The organism is Mesorhizobium sp. B2-4-14, assembly GCF_006442155.1.
In the GTDB taxonomy this organism is placed as follows: Bacteria; Pseudomonadota; Alphaproteobacteria; order Rhizobiales; family Rhizobiaceae; genus Mesorhizobium.
The window spans coordinates 1-26,636 of the sequence record NZ_VFVA01000003.1; the positions used below are offsets into that span (position 1 = coordinate 1).

Annotated in this window: 23 protein-coding genes and 1 pseudogene; 11 read left to right on the forward strand and 13 right to left on the reverse strand. The window is 64.1% G+C overall.

Going from position 1 to position 26,636, the window contains the following annotated elements:
• Nucleotides 1-739, forward strand: a 739-nt coding sequence (locus FJ938_RS03265; protein ID WP_281409089.1) for a phosphate acyltransferase, incomplete at its 5' end; no start/stop codon positions are given.
• A gap of 7 nt (nt 740-746) precedes the next feature.
• On the opposite strand, the gene FJ938_RS03270 is transcribed toward FJ938_RS03265, so the two are convergent.
• Both FJ938_RS03270 and FJ938_RS03275 read right to left on the reverse strand, forming a co-directional pair.
• Entirely contained in the window at nt 747-1,442 is a 696-nt protein-coding gene (locus FJ938_RS03270) for an antitoxin Xre/MbcA/ParS toxin-binding domain-containing protein (protein WP_140691061.1), read from the reverse strand.
• A gap of 257 nt (nt 1,443-1,699) precedes the next feature.
• Nucleotides 1,700-2,692: an adenosine kinase gene (locus tag FJ938_RS03275; RefSeq protein ID WP_140691064.1), complete on the reverse strand. Its 993-nt coding sequence runs from the start codon at nt 2,690-2,692 to the stop codon at nt 1,700-1,702.
• Between the two features lie 274 nt (nt 2,693-2,966).
• Between FJ938_RS03275 and FJ938_RS03280 the strand changes: the two are divergent.
• Nucleotides 2,967-3,870 (forward strand): annotated as a pseudogene (locus FJ938_RS03280) (EamA family transporter).
• A gap of 147 nt (nt 3,871-4,017) precedes the next feature.
• Nucleotides 4,018-4,725, forward strand: a complete 708-nt coding sequence (locus FJ938_RS03285; RefSeq protein ID WP_140691067.1) for a sulfate transporter family protein — start codon at nt 4,018-4,020, stop codon at nt 4,723-4,725.
• A gap of 9 nt (nt 4,726-4,734) precedes the next feature.
• Here FJ938_RS03285 and FJ938_RS03290 read toward each other — a convergent pair whose 3' ends face one another.
• The 5 genes from FJ938_RS03290 to FJ938_RS03310 all read right to left on the reverse strand — a co-directional run bounded on the left by FJ938_RS03290 (nt 4,735) and on the right by FJ938_RS03310 (nt 8,559).
• Nucleotides 4,735-5,733 (reverse strand): proline racemase family protein, encoded by a 999-nt coding sequence (locus FJ938_RS03290; RefSeq protein ID WP_140691069.1) that lies wholly within the window; start codon nt 5,731-5,733, stop codon nt 4,735-4,737.
• A gap of 14 nt (nt 5,734-5,747) precedes the next feature.
• Complete coding sequence (locus FJ938_RS03295) at nt 5,748-6,551, reverse strand: oxaloacetate decarboxylase (RefSeq protein ID WP_140612965.1); 804 nt, start codon at nt 6,549-6,551, stop codon at nt 5,748-5,750.
• A 296-nt stretch (nt 6,552-6,847) separates the two neighbouring features.
• Nucleotides 6,848-7,507 (reverse strand): HAD family phosphatase, encoded by a 660-nt coding sequence (locus tag FJ938_RS03300; RefSeq protein WP_140612964.1) that lies wholly within the window; start codon nt 7,505-7,507, stop codon nt 6,848-6,850.
• Nucleotides 7,507-7,992: a dUTP diphosphatase gene (dut, locus tag FJ938_RS03305; RefSeq protein ID WP_140612963.1), complete on the reverse strand. Its 486-nt coding sequence runs from the start codon at nt 7,990-7,992 to the stop codon at nt 7,507-7,509. The genes FJ938_RS03300 and dut overlap by 1 nt, the downstream gene beginning before the upstream one ends.
• 96 nt (nt 7,993-8,088) lie before the next feature.
• Nucleotides 8,089-8,559, reverse strand: a complete 471-nt coding sequence (locus FJ938_RS03310; RefSeq protein WP_140612962.1) for an Lrp/AsnC family transcriptional regulator — start codon at nt 8,557-8,559, stop codon at nt 8,089-8,091.
• Nucleotides 8,560-8,672: 113 nt separating this feature from the next.
• Between FJ938_RS03310 and FJ938_RS03315 the strand changes: the two genes are divergently transcribed.
• The 3 genes from FJ938_RS03315 to FJ938_RS03325 all read left to right on the forward strand — a co-directional run bounded on the left by FJ938_RS03315 (nt 8,673) and on the right by FJ938_RS03325 (nt 11,283).
• Complete coding sequence (locus FJ938_RS03315; protein WP_140691071.1) at nt 8,673-8,921, forward strand: DUF6356 family protein; 249 nt, start codon at nt 8,673-8,675, stop codon at nt 8,919-8,921.
• A gap of 15 nt (nt 8,922-8,936) precedes the next feature.
• A complete protein-coding gene (locus tag FJ938_RS03320) occupies nt 8,937-9,737 on the forward strand; it encodes a class II glutamine amidotransferase (RefSeq protein WP_140612960.1) in 801 nt (266 codons plus the stop codon).
• 172 nt (nt 9,738-9,909) lie between these two features.
• Nucleotides 9,910-11,283, forward strand: coding sequence for an amidase (locus tag FJ938_RS03325; protein WP_140612959.1), 1,374 nt, complete (start codon nt 9,910-9,912; stop codon nt 11,281-11,283).
• On the opposite strand, the gene FJ938_RS03330 is transcribed toward FJ938_RS03325, so the two are convergent.
• Nucleotides 11,277-12,350 carry an FAD-binding oxidoreductase gene (locus FJ938_RS03330; RefSeq protein ID WP_140691074.1) on the reverse strand — a complete coding sequence of 358 codons (1,074 nt, stop codon included), beginning with the start codon at nt 12,348-12,350 and terminating at the stop codon, nt 11,277-11,279. The two genes, FJ938_RS03325 and FJ938_RS03330, sit on opposite strands and share 7 nt — an antisense overlap.
• A 237-nt stretch (nt 12,351-12,587) precedes the next feature.
• On the opposite strand from FJ938_RS03330, the gene FJ938_RS03335 reads away from it, so the two are divergent.
• Complete coding sequence (locus tag FJ938_RS03335) at nt 12,588-14,180, forward strand: peptide chain release factor 3 (RefSeq protein ID WP_140612957.1); 1,593 nt, start codon at nt 12,588-12,590, stop codon at nt 14,178-14,180.
• Between the two features lie 123 nt (nt 14,181-14,303).
• Here FJ938_RS03335 and FJ938_RS03340 read toward each other — a convergent pair whose 3' ends face one another.
• A complete protein-coding gene (locus tag FJ938_RS03340) occupies nt 14,304-14,774 on the reverse strand; it encodes a VOC family protein (protein WP_140612956.1) in 471 nt (156 codons plus the stop codon).
• A gap of 267 nt (nt 14,775-15,041) precedes the next feature.
• Here FJ938_RS03340 and ilvD point away from each other — a divergent pair, with 267 nt between their 5' ends.
• Complete coding sequence (gene ilvD, locus FJ938_RS03345) at nt 15,042-16,886, forward strand: dihydroxy-acid dehydratase (RefSeq protein WP_140612955.1); 1,845 nt, start codon at nt 15,042-15,044, stop codon at nt 16,884-16,886.
• 306 nt (nt 16,887-17,192) lie between these two features.
• Here the strand turns inward: ilvD and FJ938_RS03355 are convergent, their stop codons facing one another.
• Complete coding sequence (locus FJ938_RS03355; RefSeq protein ID WP_140691077.1) at nt 17,193-18,947, reverse strand: ABC transporter ATP-binding protein; 1,755 nt, start codon at nt 18,945-18,947, stop codon at nt 17,193-17,195.
• Between the two features lie 152 nt (nt 18,948-19,099).
• Here FJ938_RS03355 and FJ938_RS03360 point away from each other — a divergent pair, with 152 nt between their 5' ends.
• Nucleotides 19,100-20,380, forward strand: a complete 1,281-nt coding sequence (locus FJ938_RS03360; protein ID WP_140691080.1) for an amidohydrolase family protein — start codon at nt 19,100-19,102, stop codon at nt 20,378-20,380.
• A 106-nt stretch (nt 20,381-20,486) separates the two neighbouring features.
• On the forward strand, nt 20,487-21,410 hold the full coding sequence (locus tag FJ938_RS03365; protein WP_140691569.1) for a DMT family transporter: 924 nt from the start codon (nt 20,487-20,489) through the stop codon (nt 21,408-21,410).
• An 18-nt stretch (nt 21,411-21,428) separates the two neighbouring features.
• On the opposite strand, the gene FJ938_RS03370 is transcribed toward FJ938_RS03365, so the two are convergent.
• Nucleotides 21,429-22,331, reverse strand: a complete 903-nt coding sequence (locus FJ938_RS03370) for a phosphotransferase family protein (RefSeq protein WP_140691083.1) — start codon at nt 22,329-22,331, stop codon at nt 21,429-21,431.
• A gap of 94 nt (nt 22,332-22,425) precedes the next feature.
• Between FJ938_RS03370 and FJ938_RS03375 the strand changes: the two genes are divergently transcribed.
• Nucleotides 22,426-23,058: a class I SAM-dependent methyltransferase gene (locus FJ938_RS03375; protein ID WP_140691086.1), complete on the forward strand. Its 633-nt coding sequence runs from the start codon at nt 22,426-22,428 to the stop codon at nt 23,056-23,058.
• On the opposite strand, the gene FJ938_RS03380 is transcribed toward FJ938_RS03375, so the two are convergent.
• Complete coding sequence (locus FJ938_RS03380) at nt 23,055-25,508, reverse strand: FAD-dependent oxidoreductase (RefSeq protein ID WP_140691089.1); 2,454 nt, start codon at nt 25,506-25,508, stop codon at nt 23,055-23,057. The two genes, FJ938_RS03375 and FJ938_RS03380, sit on opposite strands and share 4 nt — an antisense overlap.
• Nucleotides 25,505-26,392 (reverse strand): phosphotransferase family protein, encoded by an 888-nt coding sequence (locus FJ938_RS03385; RefSeq protein ID WP_140691092.1) that lies wholly within the window; start codon nt 26,390-26,392, stop codon nt 25,505-25,507. Before FJ938_RS03385 ends, FJ938_RS03380 begins: the two co-directional genes overlap by 4 nt.
• Nucleotides 26,393-26,636 lie beyond the last annotated feature (244 nt).

Genomic DNA, 26,636 nt, shown 5'->3' on the forward strand with positions numbered 1-26,636 from the left:
GATCTACACCGACTATCTCTACGAGCGCATGCAGCGCAAAGGTTTCCTGTTCCGCGACTGCCAGCGGCTGATCAACAACGACCGCAACCACTTCGCCGCCTGCATGGTGGCGCTGGGCGATGCCGACGGCATCGTCACCGGCGTGACCCGCAATTATTCCACCGCGCTCGACGACGTGCGCCGCGTCATCGATGCCAAGCCCGGCCACCGCGTCATCGGCGTGTCGATCGTGCTGGCGCGCGGCAGGACGGTGATCGTCGCCGATACCGCCGTGCACGACATGCCCAACGCCGAGCAGATCGCCGATATCGCCGAGGAGGCAGCGGGCTTTGCCCGCCGCATGGGTTATGAGCCGCGGCTGGCCATGCTCGCCTATTCCACCTTCGGCCATCCGCAGGGCGAGCGTTCCGAGCGTATCCAGGAAGCGGTGCGAATCCTCGACAGGCGCCGCGTCGATTTCGAATATGACGGCGAGATGGCCGCCGATGTCGCGTTGAACGCCCGCGCCATGGCGCAATACCCGTTCATGAGACTGACCGGTCCGGCCAACGTGCTGATCATGCCTGCCTTCCACTCCGCCTCGATCTCGACCAAGATGCTGCAGGAACTCGGCGGCTCGACAGTGATCGGCCCGCTGCTGGTCGGACTGAACAAGCCGGTCCAGATCGTGTCGCTGAACGCCAAGGATAGCGATATCGTCAACATGGCGGCGATCGCGGCTTATACGGCGGGGACTTGAGAAACGCTCAGTCCGGCGTAAACATCCGCGCTGCCTCGACAACCTCCCCGACCTGGTCCTGCCGCAGTAGGTCGATCGGAATGCGGCCGTCGAGTTGCGTCGCCGGACGCGTCAGCCACAGCCAAGCCAGCCTCGGATTGCCGATAAGGGACAGCACGTCGCTTATGCCCGCCACCGGCCTGCCGTCGACGAACTGCGCCAGCGGAAAGACGTGTTTGCGGCCGCCCTTGCGCAGGGCGATGACGTCCCCCCGCCTTTGCCAGCGGTGCAGGGTCGAGCGGGCGATGCGCAGGTTTTCCTCCAGATAGGTCGAACCGGCGACACGGCCGGCCCAGTCCTCGATCAGCATCGATTCGAGGTCGTCGGACTGGGGAGGAGGTGCTTCATCGGCCAACAAGCCCGTCGGCAGGTTTGTGGTTCCGGCGGTGCCGGCTTCGCTGCGGCGCGCGGCTTCCGCCGCCAGCGCGCGCACGAACTTCTGGGCAAGGCCGGGAAGGTCGGCATGGATGGTGTCGATGGCGCGCTGAAGTTTCGGCGACAGCAAGGTGACGGCCGACGCTATGCTGCCGGCGATCTTGCCGACCGAGACCACTGTGGATCGGTTTATCGCCTCGTCATAGTGGGCCAGCGCGCGTTCGACGTCCTCCGCGACCATCTCCGCGAAGTCGTCCTGTCCGAGACCGTTTGTCTGAGATTTGTTCATGCATCTGTCTTCTGGCCGCGTGCTCCTCCCCAAAGCCACGGCCGGTTGCTGAATTTCTAGTGCGGAAAACGGAGATCGCGGCGGCAACGAATCGCGCCCGACAGCCTGATGTCTTGCATCTTTGAGACCCCAACTGGCTGCGGACGTCCCGAAATGTCAGTCACGGGACGCTCGCAAGTTCGTGTAGGTGCGATATGTGACAACCGCGCGACGGTGAGAGCGGTTGCTTTTCCTCCTCCCGGAAGGAAGAGCCATTCCTACAGCAACCCAGCCTGTTCCGCCTCGCGGCGCAGATTCTGCCTTGGTCTTGGGCCGATCTGTTGGATCACCAGTCCGGCGGCGAGCGAGCCGAGATCACCGCAAGTCTTGAGGTCGCGGCCTTGCGTGTAGCCATGCAGGAAACCGGCGGCATAGAGATCGCCGGCGCCAGTTGTGTCGACCAACTCCCTAATGGCGGTCGCCCGGATCACCACGGTCTCGTCGCCGCGCACGATGACCGAGCCTTTTTCAGACCGCGTCACGGCCGCGATCCTGCAGTCCTTGCGGATTTGCGCCAGCGCCTCGTCGAAGGACGATGTCTGGTAGAGCGACTTGATCTCGTGGCTGTTGGCAAAGACGATGTCGACGGTGCCCGAGCGCATCAATTCGAGGAACTCGTCGCGGTAGCGGTCGACGCAGAACGAATCGGACAGCGTCATCGACACTTCACGGCCCGCCGCGTGCGCCAGTCTCGCCGTCTGCCGGATCGCTTCCTTGGCGCGCGGCGGATCCCACAGATAGCCCTCGAAATAGGTGACCTTGGCGCCCGAAGCCTTGTCGGCCTCGACATCTTCGGGCCCGAGTTCGACGCAGGCGCCGAGATAGGTGTTCATGGAGCGCTCGCCGTCGGGGGTGACGAAGATCATCGAGCGCGCCGTCGGCGGCTCGCCCTCGAGCGGCTTGGTGTCGAAGGCGACGCCCTGCGCATGGATGTCGTGCGCGTAGATCTCGCCCAGCGCATCATTGGAAACCTTGCCGAAGAAGGCGGCGCGTCCGCCGAAGCTGGCAACGCCGGCCGCCGTGTTGCCGGCGCTGCCGCCGGAGGCCTCGATCGCAGGGCCCATGCGGCTGTAGAGCAGTTCGGCGCGGTGGGTATCGATGAGGTTCATCGCGCCCTTGATGATGCCGTTGGTCTCGAGGAATTCCTCCTCGCACTGGGCGATGATGTCGACAATGGCATTGCCGATGCAAAGCACGTCATAATCCGGCATCAATGTCTCCGCCAAAAACCGAGCCGGCTTCTTGCCACGCCCGCGCGGGTCTACAGCATGATCCCGAAAATTGGCAACCGATTTTCCGTCGTTGCCGGCGCGGCGGCGATGACCGTTCCCTGTCGACAAGGCGTAAAGCTGCGGTCCTTGCAAATTGGGGTCCACGTGGTGCGCGTCAACAGCCAGGCGCTACGACAATTCGACCGTGGCCGAAGCACTTCTTCGCGGCGTTGGCTAGAACAAGTCCGATTGCACCCCCGAAGGCGACAAGTCCATGTCCGAAAAAAACGATACGACAACCGACCTGGCGTTGCTCGGCGTCTTGGCGGTGCTGTGGGGCGCCTCCTACACCTTCATCAAGATCGGCGTCCAAACGATCCCGCCGGTCACTTTCATTGCCGCCCGCACCTTGATCGCCGGCGGCATCCTGTTCGCCATCATCCGCTGGCGCGGGCTCGCCATGCCGCGCGATGCGGCCACGTGGCGTCGCTTTGCCTTCCAGGCCTGCCTCAACAGCGTGATCCCTTTCACGCTGATCGCCGCCGCCGAGCGCTCGGTCGACGCCGGCCTCGCCACCATCCTCAATGCGACTTCGCCGATCTTCACCTTCCTGCTGACCGCGCTGATCACCCGCCACGAGCCGGTTACGGTGCGCAAGCTGATCGGTGTCGGCGCCGGCATCGCCGGCATCTGCCTCATCGTCGGCACCGAGGCGCTGGGCGGCCTCGGTCACGAACTGTGGGCGCAGGTCGCCATCGTCGTGGCAACAATCTGCTACGCCGGTGCCGCGATCTTCGGCCGTGGCTTCAAGGGCCTCGACCCGACGTTGCCGGCCGCCGGTTCGATGCTCTGCGGCGCGGTCATGCTGGTGCCGCTCAGCCTGATGGTCGACCAGCCATGGACGCTGACCCCCTCGATGGCATCGATCCTGGCGCTGCTCGGCCTGTCGGTGTTCTCGACGGCGCTGGCTTTCGTCATCTATTTCCGCCTCATCCACACGCTGGGTTCCGTCGGCACGACGTCGCAAGCCTATCTGCGCGTGCCGATCGGCGTCGGTATCGGTGCCGTCTTCCTCGGCGAAAGCCTGGGGCCAACCGCATGGGGCTGGAATGGGCTTCGTCGTCGCCGGCGTGGCGGCCATGACCATACCGGTCCGCAAGCAGGCTTTCGCGCGGTAGGAATAATTCCAGGAAGTGTGAAGCGGCTTTCGATCCGCGATCGCATCAACCAGAAAATCATACGCGCTTGTGCTAGCGACCCGCCTTGCCTATCTCGGAAGGCGTCCGCCTTCCGGCGGTGTCCGCCTTACCTGGGGGTGAAGCACGGTGATTTTGGACGCTGCCCGCACTGCGGCCTTGGAACTGCTTTCGCCTCCTTTCCGTGCCGTGTTCATCAAGACGCTTGGCCTGACCCTGCTGGCGCTGGTCGCCCTGTGGTTCGGCCTGACCAGCCTTGTCGAGTGGCTGGCCCTGCCATGGCTTCACACGCTGTTGCCCGGCGCGCCGTCCTGGGCCGGCTGGCTCGGCGGCATCATTGCGGCAATAGCGCTTGCCTTCGGCATGGCGCTGCTCGTCGCGCCGGTGACCGCCGTGGTCGCCGGCCTGTTCCTCGACGACGTCGCCGAGGTGGTCGAGCGCACCGACTATCCCCGGGATCCGGTTGGGCGCGCCATGCCGGCGCTGTGTTCGCTGGTGCTGGCGATAAAATTCCTCGGTGTCGTCATCCTCGGCAACATCGTGGCGGTCGTGCTTCTATTGGTGCCAGGCATCAACATCGCCGCTTTCTTCGTCGTCAACGGCTATCTGCTCGGCCGCGAATTCTTCGAATTCGCCGCCATGCGCTTCCGCCCCGAGGAAGAAGCCAGGGCCTTGCGCGGGCGCTATGCCGGCACGGTGTTTGTCGCCGGGGTGGTCATATCGGCCTTCCTTGCCGTGCCGCTGCTCAATCTGGTGTCGCCGCTCTTCGCCGCCGCGATGATGGTGCATCTGCACAAGGCGATCTCGGCACGGGAAGCGGCTCGCTCCCGCGGTTGAGCGGTTTCTTCAACGCAACAGGAAGCCGCGCCCCAACTCGTCGTCGGGTTCGACGATGTATTCGGTTCGCCCGGAATAGTAGGCGCGGCCGCCGACGCGGGCGACAATCGCCTCGTGCGGACCGGCCTTCGCCGTTCGCGCCACGGCTCCGGAAAAGCGCGAGCCGGCGATGCTCTCGAAGGTGCGCGTCTGCCCGATGGCAATCTGGCCCCTGGCATGCATGGCCGCCAGCCGGGCGGTGACGCCGGAGCCAGTCGGCGAACGGTCGACCTCGGCTTCGGCGAAGACGCAGATGTTTTTCGTCACCTCGCCGGAAAAGGCATTCTTTCCATCCGTCAAAATGGTGCCGTAGAGAAAGGCAAGATCGGCGTGATCGGGATGCGACAGCCGGAAATCCGCTTTCAGCCTGTCCGTCAAAGCCGTCGCCGCGTCGACGAAATCGCGCACCCGGTTGCGGCCGAACTCAAGGCCGAACTGGTGGCAGTCCGCGAGCGCATAGAAGGCGCCGCCATAGGCGACGTCGAAACCGATCGCGCCATAGCCCGGCAATTCGATCCGTTGGTCACGGGCAAACAGGAAGGCCGGCACGCTTTCGAACGACACCGCGCCGGCCCTGCCGTCCTGGACTTCGACCGAGGCGACCACCAAACCGCACGGCGCCTCGATGTTGACCGTCGTGATTGGCTCCTGTTTCACCACCAGGCCTTCGTCGACGGCATAGCGGCCGAGCGCGACGATGGCGTGGCCGCACATGGTCGAATAGCCTTCATTGTGCATGAACAGTACGGCAAGGTCGGCGCCGGGCAAGTCGGGTTCGACCAGCAAGGCGCCATACATGTCGTAGTGGCCGCGCGGCTCGAAGATCAGCAGCTTGCGCAGATGATCGAGATGGTCGCGCACATAGGCGCGCTTTTCCAGGATGGTGCCCTTCGGGATCTCCGGATAGCCGCCGGTGACGATCCTGAGCGGCTCGCCGCCCGTATGCATGTCGACGACGGTAAGGGTCATGTGACGGGGTCTTTTCAGTCCGAGGATTTGCCGAACAGCGCCTGCAACTTGCCGAACGGCATGGCGGCGCGGGTGAAGCCGAACGTGCCATCCTGCTGAATCTCGCGCGCCGCCGTCTCCAGCATGCCATAGGCGAAATTGGTCAGCCACGGGCCGAGCGAAATGCGTTTTGCCCCTGCCGTGGCGAGATCGGCGGTGGTGAAGCCGGGCCTCGCCATGACGTTGACCGGCTTGCTGACCGCCGAGCACAAGGTCCGCACCATCTCGACGTCGCCGATGCCTGGCGCGTAGAGCACATCGGCGCCGGCCTTCTCGAAGGCCTGCAGCCGCTTGATGGTGTCGTCGAGGTCGGACTTGCCCCACAAAAAGTTCTCGGCGCGCGCCGTGAACACGAAATCGCGTTTCAGCGCGCGTGCTGCTTCCACCGCCGCCGCGACGCGCTCGACCGCGTGGGCGAAATCATAGATCGGCTTGTCGGGATCGCCTGTGTGATCCTCGATCGAACAGCCGGCAAGGCCGGCCGCTTCGGCCGCGAAGATGGTTTCAGCGGCCTGCTCGGCGCTGTCGCCCTTGCCTCTCTCGAGATCGGCCGACACCGGCAGGCTGGTTGCCGCCGTCACCTCGCGGCAATGATGGATCATCTGATCGAAGGTCACGGCGCCATCCGGCAGGCCGCGCGAAAACGCAAAGCCGGCGCTGGTCGTCGCCAAAGCCTTGAAACCGAAGGAGCCAAGCAGCTTCGTCGTGCCGACATCCCAAGGATTGGGCATGACGAAGGTCGTGGCATGCAGGTCGCGAAAAATCTTGCCCTTGTCCATGGTAGTTCCCCCATCGCGTGCTGATTGGTGGAGCGGATTTTATCTTGCCCTCTTTGCCTGGGCAAACGAATGCGGTTGGTTCGGAAGCGTTTGGCGTTCTCTGCTGACAAATGTTCGAACGCGTCGGAATCCTTGACGTAATGTGCTGTTTTCCCAAGTGGCGGATGCCGAACTCTCGTGCGACGACGCCTCGCGCGCTGCCTCGGAGATCGTTGACATCACGGCTCGGGGTGTCGGGCGCGTGGAACGTAGCATAGCGCCCCAACAGGTCCAGTCCGCCCGTCAAACTGGATAAATCAGTGGATCGGCACCAATCCGGCAAGTTCGCGCATGTCGTCGAACAGGATGCCGCCAGCCTGGATCAGGCCATCGCGGTCGGAATAGGGATCGCCGTGATAGGAAAACACCCGCATGCCGGCGGCAATGCCAGCCTGCGTGCCGGCGACGCTGTCTTCGATGACGATGCAGTCGGCAGGCGCAAAGCCTAGGGTGTTGGCCGCATGCAGGAACAGGTCCGGGAACGGTTTGCCGCGCCCGACCATGGTGGCGCTGAACATCGCATGTTCGAACAGCGGCAAGAGCCCGGTCTGGCCAAGCGTGATATGCATCTTCGAGATCCTGGCCGATGTGGCCACGCAATAGGCGATGCCGGCCGCGCGCACCGCCTCGACAAACTCCCGGACATAGGGGATCGCCTCGACGCCATGGGCGAACAGATCAGGCAGGCCGGCATTCCAGCGCTCGACGAAATCGGCGCCGAGCCTGACCTCTGTCTGCTCTTCGATCTGCTTCTGCACCGAGACCATGCTGCGGCCGGAAAAATTCTTGCGGCAATATTCGAAGCTTGTCGGATAGCCGGCGGCAACGAGCCATTCGGCGAGGCGTCGGTTGGCAAGGTTCTCGGTGTCGACGAGGATGCCGTCGCAGTCGAAAATAACAAGTTTAGGAAAGGACATTAGGCGGTGCCGGTTGATCCGAACCCGCTCGCGCCACGCGCCGTGCCGCCGGCCAGGGAACGCTCTTCAACGGCCACTTGAGTCACTGGCGCGAAAACGAGCTGGGCGATGCGCATGCCGCGCGTCACGGCGAAATCCTCGTCGCCGAGATTGATCAAGAGCACCTTCACCTCGCCGCGATAGTCGCTGTCGACCGTGCCAGGCGAATTGAGGACGGTGAGGCCGTGTTTGAAGGCAAGGCCGGAGCGAGGCCGGACCTGGCCTTCCATGCCTTCGGGAATTTCCAGGATCAGGCCGGTCGGCACCAAGGCGCGTTTTCCCGGCAGGATCAGCAGCGGCCGGTCATCCGGCACGGCCGCACGCAGATCCATGCCGGCGGCGCCGGTGCTTTCATAGGCGGGAAGCGGTAGTCCTTCACCATGCGGCAACCTGACGAAGCCGACAGTCGGACCGATCACGGAGGGAGTTTGGAGAGCTGCGCGCATAAAATCGATCCTATCGGCGCGAATGCCGATTCGGTCAATTCGCGTGCAAGAGTATCAACGTCTTTCTTTCGGGCATCACTATGGCCGGAGCGCAGCTCAGCGCACTTCCATCGGAACCACCGTCGTCTCCTTGATCTCCTCCATGACGAAGGAGGCGGACACGTCGGACAGCGCCACCTTGGCGATCAGCCGCTGGTATAGCCGGTCATAAGCCTTCACGTCGGCGACACGGGCGCGCAAGACATAGTCGAGGTCGCCGGACATGCGGTAGACGCCGATGATCTCGGGTAAGCCCGTCACCGCCGCGCGGAATTTCTGCAACCAGCCGGGATCATGGTTCGATGTGCGGATCAGGATGAACACCGACAGACCAAGCCCAAGCTTGTCGGCATCGACAAGCGCCACGCGCCCGGTGATGACGCCATCCTCCTCCAGCCGCTTGACGCGCCGCCAGCACGCATTGCGCGACAAGGCCACCCGTTCCGACAGCTGGTCGACCGACAACGTGCCGTCGCGTTGCAATTCGGCAAGCAATTTTCGGTCGATTTCGTCGATTTCGAGCGCCATGTGGGATGTTTGTCCCAAGGAGTAACAAAATACAAGGACATTTTGGGACCGATGAACCAGCAAAGCGTGCCAGGATACTCAACATAAGAACTCAAGCGCTGAAGGGGACCAGCATGTCGGTAGCAAGCATTTTCACCTCTCATCCGGCCAAGGTCGGCGAAACTTATTTCAGCCATATGGCCTTCGCCGCCTGGTTCTCCTCGCGTCTGCTGATGGCGGCGGGCGCCGCGCTCCTTCACGCTTTCTTGCCATTTCTGTTCGAGGCTACCGCCAGCCGAATCGTCCGCCAGCTTTACGAGCGGACGCACAACAGGGGCACACACGCGACCAAGGAGCCCGCGGCTCTTCCCGATCGCGCCTAGAGGACGACGGAAGCGATGTGCCGATGGGCGGCCTATCTCGGTGAAGCGGTCTTTCTCGAAGACATCCTCACGGCGCCCTGCCACTCGCTGATCGCCCAGAGCCACTGCGCCCAGGAAGCGAAGTCGCCGACCAATGGCGACGGCTTCGGCCTTGCCTGGTATGGCGACCGGCCGGAACCGGGTCTCTATCGCGACATCCTGCCGGCCTGGTCGGACCCCAATCTGAAGAGCCTGTGCCGGCAGATCAAGTCCGGCCTGTTCCTCGCCCATGTGCGGGCCTCGACCGGCGGCGCCACCAGCCGCATGAACTGCCATCCCTTCATCTCGGGTCCCTGGTCGTTCATGCACAACGGCCAGATCGGCGGCTTCGAAAAGATCCGCCGCGCGCTGGAGAATTCCTTGTCCGACGCCGTCTTCGACCTGCGCGAAGGTACCACCGATTCCGAATTGTTCTTCCTGCTGATGATTGATGAGGGACTGGCCGGCGACCCGCAAGGCGCGGTGTCGCGCGCCACCGCCCGGGTGCTCGAAGCCTCGCGCCGCGCCGGCCTTGAACCGGCCCTGAAACTCACCGCCGCCTTCTCGGACGGACAGGCGCTGCACGCGGTGCGCTACGCCACCGACGCCCACGCGCCGACGCTCTATACCTCCATGTTCCGCACGGGCGGCGGCCGCTGTATCGTCTCCGAACCTTTCGACCGCGACGGCGGCGATTGGCAGGCTGTTCCGCCGTCGAGCTTTGTCACCATGACCCGAGAGGAGATCGCCATTCGTCCCTTTGCGCCGGCAGCGCCGAAACTGGCGTTGGTCGGGTAGCGATTCTCCGGATTGCAAATGAGAAACGTCGCGGGACAGCGCTGACTTCATCGACTCGGCAACGCAATTTCGATCAAGCGTTGCCGATCCTCGAATGCTCGACTCCGCTTGAAGTCATGCCGCTGTCCGCCATCTTCACTCGGGCGAGCGCGGTCAAGCCGGAGCATTCGCCATGGACGCCATCTTTTCCTCGATCGCCGATCTCGCGGCCGCCATCGCCAAGCGCAAGATTTCGGCCGTCGAAGCACTCGACGCCCATCTCGCGCAGATCGATAGCCACAACGGAGCGGTCAACGCCGTCATTTCGCTCGACAGGGAAGGCGCGCGCGAGCGGGCAAGAAATGCTGACGCGATGGTGGCGCGCGGTGAGGCGCGCGGGGCTTTGCATGGCGTTCCCTTCACGCTGAAAGACACGCACGAGACGGCGGGCATGAAGACCACTGTCGGCTTTCCGCCCTTCGCCGACTACGTCGCGAGCCACGACAGCCCGGTCGTTGCGAGGCTAAAGGCGGCCGGCGGCAATCTCTTCGCCAAGACCAATGTCGCGACCATGCTTTCCGATTGGCAGTCGAACAATCCGCTGTTCGGCCGCACCAGCAATCCCTGGAACCTTGAGCGGACCGCAGGTGGCTCCAGCGGCGGCGCCGCAGCGGCGGTGTCCACTGGCATGACACCATTCGATGTCGGCACGGACATGCAGGATTCGATCCGGCTGCCCGCCGCCTTCTGCGGTGTCTATGGGCTCAAGCCGACGGAGCGCCGCGTCTCGCTGGTAGGCGCCTTCCCGGACCCGGCTGGCGCCGCGCGCAGCGTGCGGCTGATGTCCTGCCTCGGGCCGCTGGCGCGCAGCGTGGACGATCTGTCGTTGATCTACCGAATCATCGCCGGGCCGGACGGGCGCGACACCGATCTTGCGCCGGTGCCGGTTGAGGCCATGCCGGAGCTTGACCTCCAGACAGTGCGCATCGCCTTTGCATCGACCTTTCCCGGTTTCCCGGTGGCCGGCGACATTAGCGCAGCGGTTGAAAATCTCGCAAGACAACTGCAATCGGCCGGCGCCACCGTCGAGGAAGCGAAGCTGCCCAGGCTCGATCTGCACGACGATCTTGCCCAGGGGGGAGCGCTGATCGGCATGATGATGGAAGCCGCACAGCCGGAGCCGCCGGAAGAGCCGACACCGATCTCCCGCTGGTTCGGGGCACTCGCCCGCCGCGACCGGTCCATCCTCGCCTGGGATGCTTTTTTCGAGAGCCATCACGCGCTGCTTTGTCCGGTCGCCATGACCACGGCCTTCCCGCATTGCGAACCGGGCACGACGATCGAGGTCGGCGGTGGGCAACAGAGCTACTGGATGCTGCCGGCCTATGGCGCCGTCTTCAACTACAGCGGCCACCCAGCCCTTTCGATGCCGTGCGGACAGGATGGCGACGGCCTGCCGATCGGCCTGCAACTGGTCGGCAGACGCTGGTCGGAATCGCGGCTGTTCGGCATGGCCAAGGCGATGGCGCCCTTGACTGGCGGCTTCAGTCGCCCGCCGGGCTACTGAGCGAAGCGACCCAATCCGTAAGGTGCCAGCAGCGGGTCACGCTCGCCGTCGAGGATCTCCCGGGCGGCGAACAGGCCGACCGCCGGCGCCAGCGTGATGCCCGAATGCGTGACGGCGACATAGAGACCACGCATGCCCTCGGCGCGGCCGATGACCGGGAAGCCGTCGACCGGCGTCGGCCGGTAGCCGATCGTGTGGAAATCCAGTTCCAGTCCGGCGCTGTCGCGCAGCATGGCCTTCATGACTGCAAACAACTCGCGAGCCGTGGCGTCGGCATCCATGCCCGGGTCGCCGCCGCCGAAATCAGAGCCGGCGATGATGCGGCCCTCCGCGGTCTGGCGCATGTGCAGCCGCTCGGCCAGCACCAGCCCGTTGAGCAGTTTTCTGTATGGCCGCGAATGGACGATCAGGCCCGGCGGCGTCTCGATCGGCAGTCTGACGCCGGCCGTCGCGGCAATGTCCGGCGAGCCGACGCCGGCCGCGATCACCACTTCGTCGGCGGCAACCAGCCCATGTGATGTGTCGACGCCCGTAATGCGGCCATTGCTCTGGGCAAGTGCCGTTACCGCGCTGATGAGGATGCGCGCGCCATGCCGCTCCGCGTCGGCCAGCAGCGCTTTCGCTGTGGCGACGGGTTCCGCGACGCCCTCTTGGGCGACATGCAGGGCGAAATCTGGAAGTTCGGTCAGATTGGGCTCGATGCGCGCGGCTGCGGCGCGGTCGACGCGCTCGATGCCGTAGCCCCAGGATGAATGTTCTTCGGCATAGGTTTTCAGGTCGGCCGCCGACAGATCCCAGCACAGGCCGCCGCACCAGCTGAGCGGCAGGCCGGGCAGGTCCTGCACCAGTCTTGTCCATTCGGCCATGGCGCGGGTGCGCAGCCGGAAATACGGCTCCGGATTGCCCCAACTGGCGTTGATCCAGGCAAACGAATTCGGAGTCGCCACTCCGCCGGCGGCGCTGTCGGCAATGACCGTCACCCGGGCGCCCGCTTTGGTGAGATGCCAGGCGATCGATGCGCCGATGATGCCGGCGCCGATAACGATGACTTGTTTCGCCGCGGTCATGCTTTCACCTCTGCATCGTAGTCCTCAGGCAACGCTCACCCAAGTGCCACGCTGGCAGCTGCTTGCCAACATCGAGCCGCGAGAAATATGCGTCGTGACGTCAAGTGCCGGCTGCCCCTCGGACCGAGTCGGCTTGAGCGAGCTGCGGCACCCGGCGGCGTCCGCGCCGCCGGAACGGTCGACAGCCCGGCACTGCGCTGCTAGAAGCCCGGCCTGTCACACGGAAATCCCAAAAGAATGCCCGAAACAATACCAGAGGAAGTGTCGCGCCGCCGCACCTTCGCGATCATCGCCCACCCGGACGCCGGCAAGACCACGCTCACCGAAAAGCTGCTGCTGTTCGGCGGCGCCATCCAGCTTGCCGGCGAGGTCAAGGCCAAGAAGGATCGCATCCAGACCCGGTCCGACTGGATGAAGATCGAGCGCGAGCGCGGAATCTCGGTCGTCACTTCGGTGATGACCTTCGAGTATGAAGACAACGTCTTCAACCTGCTCGACACGCCCGGCCACGAGGATTTCGCCGACGACACCTACCGCACGCTGTCGGCGGTCGACGCGGCCGTCATGGTGATCGACGCCGCCAAGGGTATCGAGCCGCGCACGCTGAAACTGTTCGAAGTCTGCCGGCTGCGCGATATCCCGATCATCACCTTCGTCAACAAGATGGACCGCGAGAGCCGCGACCCGTTCGAGATCCTCGACGAGATCGAGCAGAAGCTGGCGCTCGACACCGCACCCATCACCTGGCCGATCGGCCGCGGCAAGACCTTCTCCGGCACCTACCATCTGGCGCTGAACGCGGTGCGCAAGGGCGACGACGAGAAGGAGCGCACGCCGGTCAACGGCCCCGATTCCAACCGCGTCGCCGGGCTGTTGCCCGACAACGAGCGCGAAGCCTTCATCGAGGAGCTGGAACTGGCGCGCGAAGCCTGCCGGCCGCTCGACATCGACGCTTTCCGCGAGGGTCATCTGACACCGGTCTATTTCGGCTCGGCGCTGCGCAATTATGGCGTGCGCGACCTGATCGAGGCGCTTGGTGCCTATGGACCGCCGCCGCGCGCGCAGGAGGCCGACACCCGCAAGGTCGAGGCGACCGAGGATAAGATGACCTCCTTCGTCTTCAAGATCCAGGCCAACATGGACCCCAACCATCGCGACCGCATCGCTTTCGTGCGGGTCTGCTCGGGCAAGCTCGAGCGCGGCATGAAGGCCAAGCTGGTGCGCACGGGAAAGCCGATGAGCCTGTCGGCACCGCAGTTCTTCTTCGCCCGCACCCGCGTTACCGCTGACGAAGCCTTTGCCGGCGACGTCGTCGGCATTCCCAACCACGGCACGCTGCGCATCGGCGACACGCTGACAGAAGGCGAGGAAATACTGTTCAGGGGCGTGCCGAACTTCGCCCCGGAAATCCTGCGCCGCGTCCGCCTCGGCGACGCCATGAAGGCGAAGAAACTCAAGGAAGCGCTGCACCAGATGGCCGAGGAAGGCGTCGTGCAGCTGTTTTCGCCCGAGGATGGCTCACCGGCCATCGTCGGCGTCGTCGGCGCACTGCAGCTCGATGTGCTGAAGGAACGGCTGAACTTCGAATACACGCTGCCCGTCGAATTCGAGATGTCGCGCTTTTCCGTCTGCCGCTGGATATCGGCCGACGACAAGGCCGAGGTTCAGCGCTTCATCGAAGCACATCGCGGCGACATCGCCCGCGACCTCGACAACGACCCGGTGTTCCTCGCCCAGCACGCCTTCTCGCTGAACTACGAAGCCGAACGCTGGAAGGCGATCCGTTTCGAAACGATCAAGGACTATCAGGTCCGCGACAAAGCAGCCTGAGCTGCCGCCTTTTCCTTCTCCCCGTCCACGGGGAGAAGGTGCCCGAAGGGCGGATGAGGGGCGGCGCCGACCTCAAGGACCGATCGGCAATGTGCCCGCCCTTCGCAAGCTCAGGGCGTTCGCTCAGCCCTTCGCCGCCTCTTCGATCTTGGCGATGTCGATCTTGCCCATCTGCATCATCGCCGACATCACCCGGCCTGCCTTGGCCCTGTCGGGGTCCTGGAGCAACTTCGGCAGCTGCTCGGGCACGACCTGCCAGGAAACGCCGAACTTGTCCTTCAGCCAGCTGCAGCGTCCAGGTTCGCCGCCGCCTTCGGTGAGCCTGGTCCAGAAATGATCTACCTCTTCCTGCGTCTTGCAGTCGATCGACAGCGACATGGCCTCGGTGAACTTGTATTGCGGGCCGCCGTTGAGCGCCTGGAATTGCACGCCGTCGAGCTCGAACGAGGCCACCAGCACCTTGCCTTCCGAGGCGTGGCCCTGGGGCCAGCGCGTGACGCTCAGCACCTTCGAATTCTTGAAAATGGACACATAGTGGTTCATGGCCTCTTCGGCCTCACCGTCGAACCACAGGAAGGTGGTAATCTTTTGCATGGTGCACTCCTCGGTTGCTCTGCTGTTGTAGTGAAACGGCTGACTCCGAGAATGGTGCCATTCCTGCCGTCCGTCCCAAGGACGCCTTTGCGGCACCTGATCCGACAACCGCATGCATTTTTTTCGGGAGCCCTCGAATTTTCCAGGAAAATCTGGCGCATTGCAAAAATGTGGCCAGACCATATTTGCGAGTCTATAACGCCTGCGGTCCGAATTCAGCGCCGCCACGCTCCGCATCGAGCGCAGCCGGCCAGCCAAGGAAGAGTCATGCCTGCCTATCGCTCCCGCACCACCACCCATGGCCGCAATATGGCCGGCGCCCGCGGCCTCTGGCGCGCCACCGGCATGAAGGACTCTGATTTCGGCAAGCCGATTATCGCGGTGGTCAACTCGTTCACCCAGTTCGTGCCGGGCCATGTCCATCTGAAGGACCTCGGCCAGCTGGTCGCGCGCGAGATCGAGAAGGCCGGCGGCGTCGCCAAGGAATTCAACACCATCGCCGTCGATGACGGCATCGCCATGGGCCATGACGGCATGCTCTATTCGCTGCCGTCGCGCGAATTGATCGCCGATTCGGTCGAATACATGGTCAACGCGCACTGCGCCGACGCCATGGTCTGCATCTCCAATTGCGACAAGATCACGCCCGGCATGCTGATGGCCTCGCTGCGCCTGAACATCCCGACTGTCTTTGTCTCCGGCGGGCCGATGGAAGCCGGCAAGGTGGTGCTGGCCGGCAAGGCGCAGGCGCTCGATCTGGTCGACGCCATGGTGGCGGCCGCCGACGACAAGATCTCCGACGAGGACGTCAAGGTCATCGAGCGCTCGGCCTGCCCGACCTGCGGCTCCTGCTCGGGCATGTTCACCGCCAATTCGATGAACTGCCTGACCGAGGCGCTCGGCCTGTCGCTGCCGGGCAACGGCTCGACCTTGGCGACGCACGCCGACCGCAAGCGGTTGTTCGTCGAGGCGGGTCACCTCGTCGTCGATCTCGCCCAGCGCTATTACGAGCAGGATGACGAGACAGCGCTGCCGCGCAGCATTGCCTCGAAGGGTGCCTTCGAGAACGCCATGACCCTCGACATCGCCATGGGCGGCTCGACCAACACCGTGCTGCACATCCTGGCCGCCGCCTACGAGGGCGAGGTCGACTTCACCATGGAGGACATCGACCGACTGTCGCGGCGGGTTCCGGTGCTGTGCAAGGTCGCGCCGGCCAAGTCGGACGTGCATATGGAAGACGTCCACCGCGCCGGCGGCATTATGGCCATCCTTGGCCAGCTCGACAATGCCGGGCTGATCAATCGCGACCTGCCGACCGTGCACACGGCTAGCCTCGGCGAGGCGCTCGACCGCTGGGACATTTCCCGCACCACCAGCCAGAACGTACGCGATTTCTTCCTCGCCGCTCCCGGCGGCGTGCCGACACAGGTCGCTTTCAGCCAGGACCGCCGCTGGGACGATCTCGATCTTGATCGCGAGAAGGGTGTCATCCGCTCGGCGGAGACGCCGTTTTCGAAAGACGGTGGGCTTGCCGTGCTGAAAGGCAATCTGGCGCTCGACGGCTGTATCGTGAAGACGGCCGGCGTCGACGAGTCGATCCTGAAGTTCACCGGCCCGGCGCGGGTGTTCGAAAGCCAGGACGCCAGCGTGAAGGCCATCCTCTCCAACGAGATCAAGGCTGGCGACGTTGTCGTCATCCGCTACGAGGGACCGCGTGGCGGCCCCGGCATGCAGGAAATGCTCTACCCGACCAGCTATCTGAAGTCGAAGGGCCTCGGCAAGGCCTGCGCGCTGGTCACCGACGGCCGCTTCTCCGGCGGCACGTCGGGCCTGTCGATCGGCCATGTCTCGCCGGAAGCCGCCGAGGGCGGCACGATCGGGCTGGTGAGGGAAGGCGACACGATCGAGATCGACATCCCCAACCGCACCATCCGCCTCGCCATCAGCGACGCCGAACTGGAAACGCGCCGCGCGGCGATGGAAGCCAAGGGCGCGGACGCCTGGAAGCCCGAGGAAAAGCGCAAGCGCAAGGTGACCACCGCGCTACGCGCCTACGCCGCCTTCGCCACCAGCGCCGACAAGGGCGCGGTGCGGGTCGTGCCGGAGTAAGATCCTGGTGGGGAGTTTGAAGACGCGGCGACAGCTGCGCTCCGTGAGCGGCTTCAACTATGCTCGTTGCCGGTCACGTCGGCGCTGCCCCTCATCTGCCTGCCGGCATCTTCTCCCCGTATAGGGACGGGGAGAAGGGGCTGGCGGCAACCTCTTAGCATTCTTGCAACAACGACAAATTGGGCGAAGCCGTTGGTGCCGACCTCTTTCTCCCCGTCCCTATACAGGGAGAAATGTCCGGCAGGACAATGAGGGGCAGCACAAACTCTGCAGGACTACCTGTCCTCGGCTTGCGCTGCTCCACACTCACGGCATCAGCTGATATTCATAAAGCTTCTGGTAGAGCCCGCCCTGTCTGAGCAGTGTCTTGTGCGGGCCGCTCTCCACCACCTTGCCGGCTTCCAGCACGACGATCGTGTCGGCTTGGTGCACGGTCGACAGGCGGTGCGCGATGACGATGGTCGTACGCCCTTCCGTCAATTGCTGCAGCGCGTCGCGGAACAGGGCTTCCGATTCGGCGTCGAGCGCGCTGGTCGCCTCGTCCAGCAGCAGGATTTCGGCGTTGCGCAGCATGGCGCGTGCGATCGAGATGCGCTGGCGCTGGCCGCCCGACAGCAGACCGCCATTCTCGCCGACATCGGTCTCGTAACCCTTCGCTTGCGCGATGATGAAGTCATGCGCATTGGCCGCCTTGGCCGCGGCAATCACCTCTTCGTCCGTCGCGTCCTGCCGCCCGAGCCGGATGTTGTGCATGATCGTACCGGCAAACAGGAACGTGTCCTGGCCGACATAGGCGATCTTTTCCCTGAGCGAGGCAAGGGTCGCCTGGGAAATGTCCTGGCCGTCGAGCAACACCTTGCCGCTCTTCGGGTCGTACATGCGCATGATCAGGTTCAGGATCGTCGACTTGCCGCCGCCGGAAGGCCCGACCAGCGCCGTCATCTTGCCGGGCGCGAAGGTCAGGTCGAACCGGTCCAGCACCGGCGGGCCATTCTGATAGGCGAAGCTGACGGCGTCGAACCGGATTTCGCCCGGTCCGGCCCGGAGCGACGTTGCATCCGGCTTCTCGGCCAGCGTCAGCGGCTCGTCGGCCAGCTGGAACATTATGCGCACGCCGACAATGCCGCTTTCCAACGCGATGCGCACGCGCGCCAGGCGTTTTGCCGGTTCATAGGCCAGCAGCAGTGCCGCGATGAAGGCCATGATGCCGCCCGGCGTCTGGCCGCCCTGCAGCACCAGCAAGCCGCTGACCAGCACGGCACCGGCGATGGCCAGGCCGGCCAGCGTTTCCATCACGGGACTGGTGATCGCCTCCAGCGCGGCGATGTTGTTGGCCCGGTCCTCGACATCGGACACCGCCCTGTACATGCGCTTGCGCATCAGGCCTTCGAGGTTGAAGGATTTGACGACGCGCACGCCGATCGCGGTTTCCTGCATCACCTGGACGATCTGGCCGACCGAGCGGAACTCCATCGCCGCGAACTTGCGCACGCGTTTCAGGATGCGGTTGACGCCGTAGATGGCCAGCGGACCGACGACGAAGCAGATCAGCGACAGCGCCGGCTGCTGCCAGACCATGACCCCGATCAAGGCAGCCAGGGTCACCAGATCGCGCACATAGGAGGTGACGATGAGGTCGAGCACGTTGCGCGCCGCCTGGGCATTGTTGGTCATGCGGGTGATCAGGTCGGACGACGAGGTCGAGTGGTAGAATTCGATGCCTTGCGCCAGGATGCGGTCATAGATCTTGCGCTGCCGTTCGGCGATGATGGCGTTGCCGACCCGGCTCATGAAGTAGGCCTGGACGAAATTGGCTATGCCCTTGACGATGAAGATCGCGGCGACCGCCACGGCGATCATGTTGACGCGCTCGATCCTTTTGTCGATCACGAATTCATTGGTGATTTCGCGCAGGATCCAGGCGCTGGCAGCCGTCATGCCGGCCACCACGAGCATCGACAGGATGGCAGCGGCGTAGCCGGCCCTGTGCTGCCGGAACGATTCCCTGAGCAGCCTCGCCACGAGGCGCTGGTTCTCCGTCGAACGGAAGAAACGAAACAACGGCTGATCCTTGATGCCGGGATGTCGAAGGCGGCTTATAGAGGGAGTTGCGGCCGGATGGAACCATTGGCGGCTTCTGGAAAGAAACCGCTGCGGCATGCTGTCTTTTGGGACACGATGGAAAAGTGATTCTTGAAGCGGGATGACGACAGATGGACTTCGACCTTATCGTTCGTGGCGGCACGCTGCCGGATGGCAGGATTGCCGATCTCGGCATCAGCGGCGAGACGATCGCGGCGATCGAGCCCAGGCTGGAGGGTTCCGCCCGGGCCGAAATCGACGCCCGTGGCAATCTTGTGTCGCCGCCCTTCGTCGATCCGCATTTCCATATGGATGCCACGCTCTCCTATGGCATTCCGCGCATCAACGCGTCGGGCACGCTGCTCGAAGGCATTTCGCTGTGGGGCGAACTGAAGCCGCTTTTGACGCATGAGGCGGTGCGCGACCGGGCGCTCGCCTATTGCGACTGGGCGGTGTCGACGGGGCTGCTCGCCATCCGCACCCATGTCGATGTCTGCGACGACCGGCTGCTGGCGGTCGAGGCTCTGCTCGACGTCAAGAAAACGGTCGCTCCTTACATCGACCTGCAATTGGTGGCGTTTCCTCAGGATGGCTTCTATCGCTCGCCGACGGCACGCCAGAACACCATCCGTGCGCTCGACATGGGCGTCGACGTCGTTGGCGGCATTCCGCATTTCGAGCGCACCATGGCCGACGGCACGCGCTCGGTGACCGAGCTTTGCGAAATCGCAGCCAAGCGCGGCCTGATGGTCGACCTGCATTGCGACGAGACCGACGACCCGCTCTCGCGCCACATCGAGCAACTGGCCTATGAAACGCAGCGGTTGGGGCTGCAGGGCAGGGTGGCCGGCTCGCACCTCACCTCGATGCATTCGATGGACAATTATTACGTTTCGAAGCTTTTGCCGCTGATCGCGGAAGCCGGCGTCTCCGCCATCCCCAATCCGCTGATCAACATCATGCTGCAGGGCCGCCACGACACCTTCCCGAAACGCCGTGGCCTGACCCGGGTCAAGGAGATGCAGGCGCTCGGCATCCGCGTCGGCTGGGGTCAGGATTGCGTGCTCGACCCCTGGTATTCGCTGGGCACCGCCGACATGCTCGACGTCGCCTTCATGGGCCTGCATGTCGCCCAGATGTCGAGCCCGGCCGACATGGCACGCTGCTTCGACATGGTCACCAATGTCAACGCCGCCATCATGGGGCTCGATCATCTCGGCCTCGCGGTCGGCAAGCGCGCCAGCCTCGTCATCCTCGACGCCGGCAATCCGATCGAGGCCCTGCGTCTGCGCGGCGAACGCATTTGCGTCATCGCCAGGGGCAAGGTGGTGGCGGAGCGCACGAGGCAGGATACCAGGCTTTCGATCGAGGGCAGGCCAGCGGCGGTGAACCGCAGGCACAAAGCCATCTAGGCCCAGCCGATTCCCGGTTCTGGTCCCGCGATTTCCCGGATTCTCCTCGTCAAAGCGGTCGCTTCCGTCTACGACGCAGCTTCGCATGAGAAGAATTGGGATCGGCATGACGCAACCCGTGGCGCAGAATTCCACAATCAGGAACGTGCTTCTGGCCGGCATTTTGTTGATGCTGGCCGGCGACTTCCTGTTTGCGCTGAACGATGCGATGGGCAAGTGGCTGGTCGCCAGCTTCTCCGTTGGCCAGGTGGTGCTGATCCGTTCCATTGGCGCCTTCTTCGTGCTCGGCCCGATGATCGCCCATCAGGGCACCGCCAAGCTGTTTCGCATGGAGCGGCCCGAATTGCAGATATTGCGTGTCGTCATGACCACGCTCGACACCGCGCTCTTCTATGCCGCTGTCGTCTATCTGCCGCTGGCAGATGTCATGAGTTTCTACATGGCCGGGCCGATCTATGTCGCGGCACTCTCGCACCTGCTGCTTGGCGAAAAGGTCGGCTGGCGCCGCTGGCTGGCGATCCTGCTTGGCTTCTGCGGCGTGGTGATCATGCTGAAGCCATCCTCTGCCGCGTTCTCCTTGTCGTCGGGCTTCGCGCTTGCCGGCAGCATCGCCTTCGCCTTCGCCATCATCCTCAACCGGCGGCTGCGCGGCACCAGCGACACCAATCTGGTGACATGGCAAACGATCGGCACGCTGCTGGTCGGCGGCGTCCTGACCATCGGCGCTTGGCGCACACCTTCGGCGCTCGACGTCGGCGCCATGCTGCTGCTCGGCATCGTTTCCTGCGGCGCGCATCTGATGATCACGCGGGCGCTGAAACTGGCGCCGGCTTCGACACTGGCGCCGCTGCACTACACGCTGCTCCTTTGGGCAGTGGTGTTTGGACTGGTGTTCTTCGGCGATGTTCCCGGCCCGCGCATCCTGATCGGCTCCGGCATCATCGTGCTGGCCGGCCTGTTCATCTTCCACCGCCAGAAGGTGGTCGACACCACGGTGCCACCCGAAAATGTGCCGAAGGGCGTCAATTAAAGCCCGGATTTCTGGTGCCTAACCCAAGCTTATCGCGGCCAGGTGCCGTGAAAACTCCGGCGTCTCCATCAGCGCCCTGCAGCGCGCGAAGCGGCTGTCGGCATAGGCGCGGAAATCGTCGACCGGGTTGTTGTTGGCAAGCTGGATCAGCCTCCACAGTGTCCACAGCAAGTCGCACATCGCCTTGTAGATGATGATACGGCCGTGTTCCGCAGGTCTCGCCTCGCCACCGAAATAGGCGCGCATCATCTCTTCATCCTGGAAGGCATCGAATTTGCCTTCCACGCTGAGATCGCCGAGATCCCACAGCGGATCATTCATTCCCGAATATTCCCAGTCGACGATCCACATCCTGTCGCCCGTATCGAGAAAATTCTCGCACAGCGGATCGCAATGGCAGGCGACGAGCGGCAACGGATGGGCGGCGAAGGCGGAGCGCACGCTCTCCGCCTCCCGCACCACGTCGTGATAGCCCGCGGGCAGGGCGACGTCCTTGGTCGAAAGCACCTTGAGATAGTCGTCGATCATCGCGAACAGTTCGAAGCGGAAGGGGAACACGGCGCCCGATGTGTGCAGCTTGCGGAAGGCTTCGCCGGCGCGGGCCGGACTGCCCCGACGTTCCCTAAATTTCTCCGGCGACATCGTCTCGGCCCCGGCGATGAAGCGCGTCACCATCACGCCGGTGTCGGCGTCGACATAGAGCACTTCCGGGCTGACGCCGGCCTTTGCCGCCGCGCGCGCCGCTACCGCTTCATTGGCGCGGTTGATGTATTCCTGGGTGCCTTTGCCGGGGATGCGCAGGCAGTAGTCACCGGCCCTGAAGACGAGGTTGGTGAGGCCGCCAAGCCGGTCCAGCGACCCGGTATAGCCGGCCAGCACCGGAATGGCGTCAAGTGTTGCCCGCGCCTCGTCTGTCGCCATGGCTGCGCCCCACGCCGTTATTTCTTCGGGCAACGGTTCCACAATTTTCGCCGTTTGGCTATCATCCCTCGCGGGACAAGGGATTGGTGAGTACGTGGCGGACAGCAAACATCAGGGCGCGCTCGGCGCGGTCTACGCGGCCAAGCGCCCGGAAGAGGTGGCGGCACTCTATGATCGCTGGTCACAAACCTACGACGCCGACATGTCGGCTGCCGGCTACCGCCATCCGACCATCTGCCTTGCGTTGCTCGCCCGTCATCTGCCACGCGGCTCAGCCCCGCTGCTCGATGCCGGGGCAGGCACCGGGCTGATCGGCGAATGGCTTGACATAACAGGCTATCCCCAGGTCGAGGCGCTCGACATCTCGCAAGGCATGCTGGACCAGGCCGCGCGCAAGGGCGTCTATTCGGCCCTGCATTGCCTGGCGCTCGGCGGTCGGCTGCCTTTCGCCGATCATGCCTATGCGGGGATCATCTCGGCCGGCGTGTTCACCTCGGGCCATGTCGGCGCCGAGGGGCTGGACGAACTGATCCGCATCTGCCGGCCCGACGGGGTGATCGTGCTGACGGTCAAGAACACGCTTTGGGACCAGGGTTTTGCCGCACGCATCGCCGAACTCGAGGCGCAAGGCCTCGTCACCCGCGTTGAAGAAACGCGCCCCTACGTCTCGATGCCTGGCGAGGCGGATACCGTGCCGAGCCGTGGTCTCGCCCTGCGGGTGAACTAAGCTTTCACCCTCTCCGCTGTCGGATCGTACATCGGCTCGAGATGGATTTTGGCCGGCGTCCGCTCCATCGCGACCACCAACTCATAGTCGCCCGAGGTGAGGAAGTCATCGCTCATCCCATCGGCGTTGCGCACATAGCCGAAGCCGATATTCCTGCCGATCGTGTAGCCATAGCCGCCGCTGGTCAGATAGCCGACCGACTCGCCATTGCGCAGGATGGTCTCGCGCCCTAGCAGCACGATATCCGGATCATCGACCGTGAAGCCGGCAAAGCGCTTCTTCAAGGGCGCGCCGCCAACCTTCTCGAGCGCGCGCCGTCCGACGAAATCGGTGTTCTTGCGCAGCTTGACCGCCCAGCCAAGGCCGGCTTCCTGCGGCGTGTCGTTGGGGGTGATGTCGGAGCCCCAGGCGCGGTAGCCCTTTTCCAGCCGCAGCGATTCCAGCGCCCGATAGCCGACTGGGCGGATGCCGTGTTTCTTGCCCGCCGCCATCAGCGCGTCGAAGACTTCGCCTGTCGCCGCGACCGGCACGTGCAGTTCCCAGCCGAGCTCGCCGACATAGGTGACGCGCAGCGCCCGCACGATTTGGCCGGCGATTGCGATCTCGCGCACATGGCCGAACGGGAAGCCGGCATTCGATACATCGGCCACGGTGACGGCCGCAAGCACGTCGCGTGCGCGCGGCCCCATCAGCGACAGCGTGCCGAAATCCTCGGTGACATCGGTCAGCTTGGCATTGAGGCCCTCGCCGATATGGTCGCTGATCCATGAGGCATCATGGGTGCGAAAACCGGTGCCCGTGACGATGTAGAATTTTTCCTCGGCCAGCCGCGCCACCGTCAGGTCAGCCTCGATGCCGCCGCGCGTGTTGAGAAGTTGCGTATAGATCAGCCTTCCGGTGGGCTTGCTGACATCGTTGGCGCAGATCCAGTCCAGCGCCTTGGCCGCATCGGGCCCGCTCAACTCGTATTTGGCGAAGGAGGACTGGTCGAAAATGCCGACTTGCTCGCGCACATGCCGGTGTTCGTCGCCAACCGCCGCGAACCAGTTCTGGCGCCCCATCGAATAGATGTCCTTGGGCTCGACGCCATTCGGCGCGAACCAGTTCGGCCGTTCCCAGCCGAGCTTCGAGCCGAACACGGCGCGCTGCTCCTTCAGCCTGTCGTAAAGCGGCGAGACGATGCGCGGCCGGCCGCTGGCATACTCCTCGTGTGGAAAGCCGATCGTGTAGTGCTTGCCATAGGCTTCCAGCGTGCGCTCGCACACCCACTGCCGGTCCCGGTGCAGGCTGGAAAAACGCCTGATGTCGACCACCCACAGGTCGAGCGGCGCCTCGCCGTCGACCACCCACTGCGCCAGCACCCAGCCGGCGCCACCGCCCGAAGCGATGCCGAAGGCATTGAAGCCGGCGCCGACGAACATGTTGGCGCATTCGGGCGCCACGCCGAGGATGAAATTGCCGTCCGGCGTAAAGCTTTCCGGCCCGTTGATCATCTGCTTGACGCCGACGGTTTCCAGCGCCGGTACCCGCGCGATCGCCTGCGTCATGTGCTGCTCGAAATGATCGTAATCATCGTCGAACAGCCGGAATTGCCAGTCATTGGGCACGTCGCCCCCGGCGAAATCGGTCGTCCATGCCTGCGGGTTCGGCTCATAGCCGCCCATCACCAGCCCGCCGACCTCTTCCTTGAAATAGGTGCGCCGGTCTGGGTCGCGCAGCGTCGGCGCGTCGGTCGCCAGCCCCTCGATCTTCTCGGTGATGATGTACTGGTGCTTCACCGGCTGCAGCGGCACGTTGATGCCCGCCATGGCGCCGACCTGCCGAGCCCATTGCCCGGCGCAGTTCACCACCTTGTCGCAGGCGATGTCGCTCTGATTGGTCTTCACCGCCGTGATGCGGCCGTCCTTCATCTCGAAGCCGGTGACGCGCACATTCTCGTAGAGTTTGGCGCCATGCATGCGCGCGCCCCTGGCCAGCGACTGCGTGATGTCGGAAGGGCTCGCCTGGCCGTCGGTCGGCAGCCAGGAGGCGCCGACCAGATCGCCGGTTTCCATCAGCGGCCACATCGCCTTGACTTCGGCCGGCGACAGCAACTGCATATCCATGCCGAAGCTTTTCGCCGTCGTCACCAGCCTTTTGTACTCGGTCCAGCGGTCGGCATTGGTGGCGAGCCGCAGGCAGCCGGTCATCTTCCAGCCGGTGGCAAGGCCGGTTTCGGCCTCCAGCCCCTTGTAGAGGTCGACCGAGTATTTGAGCACTCGGGTGATCGATGCCGACGAGCGCAATTGCCCGACCAGACCGGCGGCATGCCAGGTCGAGCCCGAGGTCAGCTTGCCCTGTTCGAGCAGCACCACGTCGGCCTTGTGGTCGCGCGCCAGATGATAGGCCGTTGAACAGCCGATGATGCCGCCGCCGATCACGACGATCGCGGCCTGGCTAGGCAAGGTCATGATTTCAGAATCCCGTATTTTGTCCGGTAGTTTTCCAGCGCCGCGTCGAGCCGCACCAGGTTTTCCTCGGTGTAGGCGACGTAGTCGATACCCGGTGCGTCGAGATAGAGTTCCGACACCATGCTCCACATCGCCTCGCGCAGCAGCGAGGCGCATTGCATGGCGGCGTGCGAGCGGCGGATTGCCTCGTCCGGTTCCTTCATGAAATAGGCGGTCAGGAAAGCAAAAGATTCCTCGTCGCTCATGCCCGCGTTCGAGGCGACGCCGGCAAGGTCGAACATCGCCGTGTTGAAGCCGGCATATTCGAAATCGATCAGCCACAGCCGGCTGCCGTCGTCAAGAATATTAGCCGGCAAAAGATCATTATGGCCAAAGACGATCGGCAACAACTTCTGTGCCCGCTCCAGCTCGTCGGCCAGCGCCAGGAACCGCGGCAGGTCGCCACGCTTGCGGCTGCCGCCTTCCTCAAGCGTGCGCGCGTAGTCGCGGATGACGTGGAACACCCAGAACATGAAGCCGGCGCCGGAGATATGGTTTGGCATCTCACGGTGGAAGCCGCGCATCAGGGCCGCGACCCGGCCAAGATTGGCACGCACGTCCTCGGCCAGATAGGTCTTGGCGCCGAGAAACGCCGTCACCATGATCCCCGGTTCGGCATAGTGGACCGCCGGCGCGAAACCGGCGGCATGCGCTGCCCGCGCGGTCATCACCTCGCGCTCGCGGAAGACGTGGTGGAATGGATAGTCCTGGCCGAAGCGCACGACATGTTTGCCGGCCGTGTCCGTGACGACAAAGTTGGCGTTACTCAGGCCACCCGGCAGCGGAGCGATCTCGATGCTGCCAGTCCAGCAGGGCAGGGTGCGGATGCGATCTTCGGCGGTCACGAGCTTGCCCCGGGTTCAGCCAGTCTTCGACATAGCGATGATGAGAAAAAAACGGAAAACCTCGTCGGTGCGGGATACCGGGAACTGTATCCCGCACCGCACCGACGAGCCCCTTGGCCGGTTTTTGAACCCGGCATCCGCCCCCGCGGATCTGAAAAATCTGGCGCCAGGCATATTCCAGACGAACTGGCCAGTCGGTTGCGGCTCTGCCATCACCCTCCCGTGGCAGTTCCGAGCCTGTCAC